This window comes from Nostoc sp. CHAB 5715 (assembly GCF_020829685.1).
GTDB lineage: Bacteria > Cyanobacteriota > Cyanobacteriia > Cyanobacteriales > Nostocaceae > Nostoc.
This window is the reverse complement of record NZ_JAIVFR010000965.1, coordinates 1-2776: the sequence shown is the minus strand read 5'-3', so window position 1 is coordinate 2776 and position 2776 is coordinate 1. Positions and strand designations below refer to the sequence as shown.

Here is a 2776-nt window from a genome sequence, read left to right as displayed (position 1 = left end):
TACCCGACGCATCTAATCGCATGAAAGGACTGCTACTACCGCCATAAATATAGTTACTAATCAAATTACCACTACCATCAGTAATCAAGTCAGTTGACTCTAAACCACCACCCATCGCAGGTGCTACCAAGAATCTACGTTCCTGAATACCTCCAACCGCCTTAACCCTGTTACCAGCCCCATCGTAGATATACTGCGTCGTCTCACCAGTGGTTTCATTTTCGACTTCAGTTAAATGGTCATAAGCATCATGCTTCAAATCAAACGTCTTACCATCACGCTGAATTAACGTCAACCGACCGTTTTGGTCATAATCGTAGTTTTCTGTTTCACCTCCCTCAGTGACAGTATCTAACTGATAACCAGCAGTGTAATTGAAAGTGCGATCGCATTAATATGTAGCACCTGCTTTTAGTAAAATCTGTATAATCAATGGAAGAGTATCTGGATCTTTTTCTGCAAGAAACAAAGCCGTATGACCGTATCTATTTCTTGCATTGACATTAGCTCCACTTCTAATCAATACTTGGATTGCCCTAACGTCTCGTCTGGTTACTGTCATCATTAATGGGGTGGAATCTCTGCTTTCATCCAGGATATCCAAATCTGCACCTAACTCAGCTAGTAATTCAATCATTGTAATAGAACCCCAGCAAGCAGCTAAATGAATTACAGTTTTACCTGTATCGCAAAAAGCATTGATATCCATCCCCGCTTCTATTAACCTGCGAACAGCCTCAACATCTTCCTCTTCCTCACGACTTCCCTCTCCCACCGCTTTAAAAAACTCATTTAGAAGCTTATTCTCTCTTCTTTGTTTGCGAATTATTCCTTGTGCAAGTTCTTTTTGGGCATATTCTCGCTCTTTTTGGTCAGAAATTAGGGGAAATAAGTAGTCGAATACTTCTTGATGTCCATATTCTGCCGCTATAGCAAGGCTATCAGTGTATGCAAGACCACAAATTGCTTTACCATCTACTTCAGCTTCTATCAACAGCTTTACTAAATTGATATTTCCTTTTCTTGTTGCGACTTCCAAAGGTTTTCCGAAATCACTCTCCCAATTAATATCAGCGCCAAGTTTTATCAACACTTTGGCTATATCAGTGTGTTCTTGCTCAATGGCGTAAACCAGTGCTTGAGTTGCCATTTGCTTTTGATTTTCACCTCCAGCCTGCAATAGGAGTTGCACCATTTCTAAATTGCCAAAATAAGAAGCGATTTTAAGTGCCCGATAAAAGTATTCTTGTTGCCAGCATGGAAAGTTAGCTCCAACTTTAAGCAATACTTGGAGGATTTCTTTATTACCTAATTGCACGGCTTTTTCTAAAGGGGTGATGAAATCCTTCCAACTTTCATCCCACTCTCCGTAAGCTAATTGATATACATTGATACCACTGGCTATCAGTTTTTGTACTGTTGATATATCACCATTGGTAACTGCTTCATACAGTTTTCTATTTTTAGGTTCAGTATTAGGCATGGATTGATGTAGTAGTCTATCTAAAAATTTCCTATCACAATACTAAAATTCTTTAGATTATCTGAAAGGAGACTTAGCATCAGGGAATATAGTAGCAATAATCAATCCAATACGTGCATATTGACTAGATTGAGTTACTGCCTTTTCAATTAGTTTTTTCTCATAAAAGCCATCGCTATTCTCTCCGAATAAAGTTATAAAGCCAGCAAAGCCAAATGCATTCTGGGATGCATAGTTTGCTATTGCATTCCATTGCCTTAATTTTTGGGGATTACGTCCTTTAACATAGTCATTATAAAGTGTTTTTGTAGATAGCTTAAAATCACCAATAAGCCAGCTTCTGTTTGGACCACTAGGACTTCTAACATTCCCATTAGGTGCATATCGTGGATAGCTGCCTGGAGGTGTAACAATAAAATCTGGTCTAGACGCATTTCGCATTGCGCCTCCTATGCCAGCTTCTTGTATTTGGTAATCACGTTCATTATTCGGTAAACCATACACAGAGCATGTGAATCCACTGTAATAAGCTTGTCCTTTTTCTGTTACCCCTGGCTGGAAGAATACCTGGCTTGTATCCGGCAGAAATTCGCAAAAGGTGTCTTGAAACCATTTCTCAAAGTAATTTCCTGCGTTCTGGGCACTATCAATTACTGTTTTTAAACCGGATGGGATAGGAACATAACTCTGTAAAGTATTTAACGCTGCATTACCTATAGCTTCATAGACTTTTCCTTGAAGGCGTTGACGTGCCTCATTTACAGAATATTGCCTGACAGCTTGTAAAGCATTTTGCAGAGATAGACTTGCTTGAACTTCAGTTATTGTAATTTCACCACTTGGGTCGCTATAAACAAACGGATTGTTATACACAAACTGATACGGGTTGAAGCTTTCTGGCTCCATGTCAATAATATCCACAGGGTCACGGCTCAAGAACAAACCCGTTGCAGGGTCATAATCCCTCGCCCTAAAATAATACAACCCACTCTCCGACTCCAACCACTGACCCTGGAACCTAAAGTCACCACCACCAGCATTATCACCACCTGTTTGCGAAAGAATATTCCCAAACGCATCATAAATGAACTTACCAGCACTCGCACCTTGACCATCAGCCAACCCAATCACACTACCCATCGCATCAGTCAGGTAGTATACAGCATTACCCGACGCATCTAATCGCATGAAAGGACTGCTACTACCGCCATAAATATAGTTACTAATCAAATTACCACTACCATCAGTAATCAAGTCAGTTGACTCTAAACCACCACCCATCGCAGGTGCTAC

Annotated in this window: 3 protein-coding genes; all 3 read right to left on the bottom strand. The window is 40.2% G+C overall.

The genetic code is table 11. The annotated features are described in order from the left end of the window. Positions 1-295: hypothetical protein (locus tag LC574_RS34435; protein WP_229458092.1), on the bottom strand; the 295-nt coding region annotated here is incomplete at its 3' end. A 96-nt stretch (positions 296-391) separates the two neighbouring features. Further along, positions 392-1483 (bottom strand): ankyrin repeat domain-containing protein, encoded by a 1092-nt coding sequence (locus LC574_RS34430; RefSeq protein ID WP_229458091.1) that lies wholly within the window; start codon positions 1481-1483, stop codon positions 392-394. Positions 1484-1540: 57 nt separating this feature from the next. Next, a partial coding sequence (locus tag LC574_RS34425; protein WP_229458090.1) for an RHS repeat domain-containing protein occupies positions 1541-2776 on the bottom strand: 1236 nt, incomplete at its 5' end.

Excerpts from the sequence above, each read along its gene's own strand:
- LC574_RS34430 (WP_229458091.1), bottom strand. The coding sequence starts at position 1,483 with ATGCCTAATACTGAACCTAAAAATAGAAAACTGTATGAAGCAGTTACC.